Source organism: Mesorhizobium sp. M7A.F.Ca.MR.362.00.0.0 (assembly GCF_004023175.1).
In the GTDB taxonomy this organism is placed as follows: Bacteria; Pseudomonadota; Alphaproteobacteria; order Rhizobiales; family Rhizobiaceae; genus Mesorhizobium.
The window spans coordinates 1-4731 of sequence record NZ_RZTF01000457.1; the positions used below are offsets into that span (position 1 = coordinate 1).

At 54.3% G+C, this 4731-nt stretch carries 4 protein-coding genes; 3 read left to right on the top strand and 1 reads right to left on the bottom strand.

The window, feature by feature from the left end; translation table 11 throughout:
* Positions 1-342 precede the first annotated feature (342 nt).
* The 3 genes from EOC06_RS45230 (at position 343) to EOC06_RS32900 (ending at position 2779) form a co-directional block, all read left to right on the top strand.
* Positions 343-816: a RolB family protein gene (locus EOC06_RS45230; RefSeq protein WP_128178347.1), complete on the top strand. Its 474-nt coding sequence runs from the start codon at positions 343-345 to the stop codon at positions 814-816.
* Between the two features lie 570 nt (positions 817-1386).
* The gene (locus EOC06_RS32895; protein ID WP_158302594.1) at positions 1387-1650 is read left to right on the top strand and encodes a transposase; all 264 of its coding nucleotides are present in this window, start codon (positions 1387-1389) and stop codon (positions 1648-1650) included.
* 97 nt (positions 1651-1747) lie between these two features.
* Complete coding sequence (locus EOC06_RS32900; protein WP_095488482.1) at positions 1748-2779, top strand: IS110 family transposase; 1032 nt, start codon at positions 1748-1750, stop codon at positions 2777-2779.
* Positions 2780-3731: 952 nt separating this feature from the next.
* Here EOC06_RS32900 and EOC06_RS32905 read toward each other — a convergent pair.
* Entirely contained in the window at positions 3732-4607 is an 876-nt protein-coding gene (locus EOC06_RS32905; RefSeq protein ID WP_095488480.1) for a hypothetical protein, read from the bottom strand.
* Positions 4608-4731: the final 124 nt, after the last annotated feature.

Below are 4731 nucleotides of genomic sequence, written 5' to 3' on the forward strand. Positions count from 1 at the left end.
ACGCGTTGTTGACTTAGCGATCCGGGCAGCCCTTTGCAGAACGCTAGAGTTGTGCCCTTTGAACTGTAGAGAGAGCCAACGGCTGCACAGAAGCTGCGACTCTGCGCGAGCTAAGGGAGACATCAAAAGATGCCTTTTATTGCACCGAAACGGCAACTGTGCCGTTTCGCGATTATAAAAATTGCGGTCCAATAAGGATGAGCGCCCCTCTCTATATAAGCCTCATTGCGTCCCCGCATTCACCAAGGACAATCGAGTCTCCTCTCCATCCTTACTCTCGCCTAAACACCAAAAACAGTTCTTTCTTCCATCACGAAACACAACTAAGCGCCCTCGGCGAGTATGAGCTCAGTGTTTTGGGGCGGCGAGTGTCCTCTGTACAGAGGCCGCACACTCGAGCTAGTGGACCACATCGAGAACGCGTTCAGCACGAACGCGCTCATCCAACTTGCCCCACCGGGGACACGTCTCCTGTATGTCTATATGCCGGCTGAGGCTGCCAGGCAATGTCTTGAAACAGGACGCCTTGATCACGTTCCGCTCCACCTACGCTATTGCGGGAGGATCGTGGCGATTGAGGTCCCGCCGTATGACACCAATTGCTCTCGTCAACGCGTGGCGGGCTTCTACCGACAAGCTGGATGTTCCAACGCCGAGGCTGCCGACATGGAATTTTTCGTCGCAACTCCCAGCATCCCCCCATGGGCAACTATGGGCCAACTTTCGCCGTATCAGCACCAACTCAATACGAGGTATTGTCGCGCAGCCGGCCCTTGCAATGTGGTGCTGATTGGGCCGGCACTGTTTTGTGGTTAGGATGAGGGACACTAGCGGGACCGGAGTTCTGTTTGACCTGGCCGATGCATAAGTTAAAACAACTTACTTTTATTCTGTAATGTCTTTCATGTCTGTTTTTGTTTTGTCTTGCTTTTGAGGTGTATGGCGCTTTAAGCGTCTTTGTTTCATTTGTTGCTGTTCGTGTTTTCGTTAGTCATGCTTTTGAGCACATGGTGTCATGTTGATGTACCGTTCACTGCATTTAATAAAGGCCAGGCACGTTTGCACGTCTATATTCTTCTATATTCGCATTGAGTCATTTTATGAACGAATTGATACAATGTAATATGCGCGGAATAGGTTACAAGCGCAAATCAAAATATACCGGTCTGTATGCAGAATATTCAATAGTACTCTAAGCGATATCGTCAAAATGCTGATACTTAACATTATTGCAACAGAAATATTATATTCGCCATCGGAACCTCTCTGAGGTAGACTGAAAGCGACGTCATATGTCGTGCGAGACTCGCGCGAAGCGCGAGCCGGAAGTTGCCACCTTCCGTCTCGCACGACATTTACATCAGGATATATCCTGCCGCCGCAGCGTTGGGCGAGCGGATTGGGGTATCGGACGAGGAATGGGCACTGATCGGGCCGCTGCTGCCAGCAGAGCGGGGTCGAGGGTGCCGTCCGGCGCAGGATAATCGGCGCTATTTCGAAGGCATGATGTGGATGGCCCGAACCGGGGCGCAATGGCGTCATCTGCCTGATGAATATGGCAAGTGGAACAGCGTCTTCCGCCGATACCGGCGATGGGTCGCGACGGGGGTGTTCGATGCGCTGCTCGAAACGCTCGCCGAGATGGCCTAATCGGCCCGAAGCTGATGAGGTGGAACGGCCCTTCTCAAACGGCATCAAGTGCCTAACGTGGTCGTGTTGAAACGCCACAAAGAAGAAGGACCGCTCCATGAAGAAGATTACCACAGTCGGGCTCGATCTGGCCAAATCCGTTTTTCAGGTTCATGGCATAGCCGAAGAAGGAGACGTGATCGTACGTCGCGCACTGCGTCGATCGCAGGTGCTGGACTTCTTTCGCACATTGCAGCCTTGTCTCGTAGGGATGGAGGCCTGTGGCAGCGCGCATTATTGGGCTCGGGAAATTCAGGCCCTGGGTCATACGGTTCGGATGATGCCACCCGCATACGTGAAGGCCTATGTCAAACGCAACAAAACTGACGCCGCTGACGCCGAAGCTATTTGCGAGGCAGTCACCCGGCCAACCATGCGCTACGTACCGGCAAAAACGCAGGACGAGCAGGCTGCGGGAATGGTGCTCAAAACACGAGATTTGCTCATCCGTCAGCGCACTCAAGCAATCAATGCCTTGAGAGCTCATCTTGCCGAACTGGGCATTGTCAGGGCGACCGGTCTGGTCGGAATCGTCAGCCTTGCCGCCATAGTACGCGACGACAGTGACCTGAGATTGCCGGGTGCAGCGCGAATGGCTTTGGAAGAGCTCGTCGAGCAAATCGAGACCGTGACGGCACGCATTGAAAGGCTCGATCGAAAAATCCTTGAGGCGGTAAGAAAAGATGACAGCGCCCGACGCCTGACGGCGATTCCCGGTGTGGGGCCGATCATTGCCGCGACCGTCCGGGCAGTAGTCCCTGATCCTGCCGGCTTTAAAACCGGTCGGGACTTTGCTGCCTGGATTGGGTTGACACCACGCGCACATTCCAGCGGAGGAAAAGAACGGATCGGTTCGATCTCAAAGCGCGGAAACCAGCAACTGCGAACGCTGCTTGTCGCTGGAGCGACGTCGATCCTCAAGCTCGCTCGTCGTGGCCTCCAGCCATCACCATGGATAGCGGCCATGATGTTGCGCCGCCCGTTCAAGGTTGTCGCTGTCGCACTTGCAAATAAGATCGCGCGCATCATCTGGGCTCTTCTCGTTCGAGGGGATAACTTTAGAGGAGCGAAGATGATCGTCCAGGCTTAGGTATACGAGCTTTCTGGCCAGTCGGTCGGAGAGGCAGGCAAGGTGCCAATTGTGATGAACCCAACGGGACGACATCCCGAAGCAAATCAGACCGTAAAATCGCTAGCGCATTGAAGCGCGAGAAGCTGATTAGGCGATTTGCTCCGCGGATCTCATCGTGGCCATGGCTGAAAGGCCAGAAAACAGGCCGGACATATGACTGCACCGTCCTCATTGGGGAAATGTCGCAAAGAAAAACCTTGCCCAGCGGGCCGTTCCACATATGCGATTTTGGCCAAGTTGTGGAACGTTGCCGGAACGGATTGACCGGTATGGGTGAATTCACTCTTGGAATAGGAAGTGGATGTATGGGTTTGCGCGTTTCGTCCATCAGCGCGACCGTTCCGGGCGAAGCCGATCCGCAACACCGCCAAGAAAGGATTCCAGGAAGCGTTGCCGCTCGGAGCGCACTATCCGCTCCATCTCCTTGCGGCGCCAAGCTGCCAGATACGAAACCGCGTCGGAGACCGGGTCTCTCGGAAGCGCTTCCCGCAATCGACGGTGACATGAGAGCGGTGAAGTGGCGCCTGTGGCATGGGCGGGTCGATCGCGCGATCACCGATCTGGAGCAACTCTTGGAGAGGGTGAAGGCTTCGCAAGCAGATAGGTGGTCGCTCCACGGTGCTCACATGCTCATGCAGGTCAGGACGGCAGATCTCAACGGCGAGCTTCGCAATCGATTGCGGGCACCGTACCGACAGCCAGAGCCGAACGTGCCACCATTCAAGCCCAAGCCGCCTCTCCTTAGCGCCGCCTAACCCCAGAGAAGTTACCGGTCTCGGGGTGGGACTGATATACCGGCGCTCCTGCGCCAAGTCGCCATTGGTAGCGACCGAGATGCCACAACTTGCATTCACGGCTTCACCTGTATGAGCCGTGCGCCAGCGAAAAACATCGCGCCCGACCGCGCGGTTTAGACCTGGGGCGTGATGTCTTGTTGCGGGGTCGAGCCGCCGTTAAAGAAGTTCTTGGCCTTCTTGAATTGCTCGGTTGAGTTCTTATTCACGATCTCCTGCAAGTTTTTGTAATCGGGGCCGCCTCTGCGGATTCGGCGAGTCTGAAGGATGTTTGTAACCTCTCTATAGCTTATGTCGACGTTGACGTAATGTGTCGACGAGCAAGAGGATTTCAGTTCAAGGAAATACTGATTGAACTCGATTTGTCGCAGAACAATTGCTCCGTAGTCGTAATATCCGCCTGCCCCGTTATCGAGAAGGTAGCTTTGATAGGTGCATGTCAGAGCCTTGTACTGCTGCGCCTTGCTGTTGGCACTGAAGGTCAGGTTGCCCATCTCCGTGAGGAAGGACTGGAAATCCGTTAGCAGAGACGCCCCGTCAGTGACGATCGCCTTCGCGATCAAGGAGAGGAACGTGGCTGAAACGGAGGTGCCAGCAAGCTTGTTTGAGTAACCTTTCTGTTTTTGCCCTTCGATCGAAAGATTGGGAATGTTGCCCACAACATTCGTCCAGGTGTTGATATCAAGTTTTTTCTCATCAACGTTAGGAAAATGGGTATGCATGTAATCGTGAATGAGCCCTCCTATAGCCAGAAGGTTGTCCTGATTTTCATTCATGATGCCGCTGTACGCCGGGTCATCGGTCTTCTGACCAATGAGGTGAAACTGTACGGCTCCTTGACCGTTGGCGATCGTTCGGTCACTGGGGCGCGCAGCACCTGGCTGGGCCAAAACCAGGGGCTTGGCGCCGAAAAACGCGCTCGCCGACTCATAGTTCTTGTCCGAATAGCTCTGTTCATGCCCTTGAAAATTCGCTGCGACCGCGTTCAACATGCTTATCTTCCTTTTCTGAGCGTTGCTGTGAAAAGCCGCAAAGTGCCTGGAGTGCGTAAACGCTTGAGCATCAGGTGATCTTTGCGTGTCTTCACTGGCTGTATACTAGTTTTTTCCGATTCCC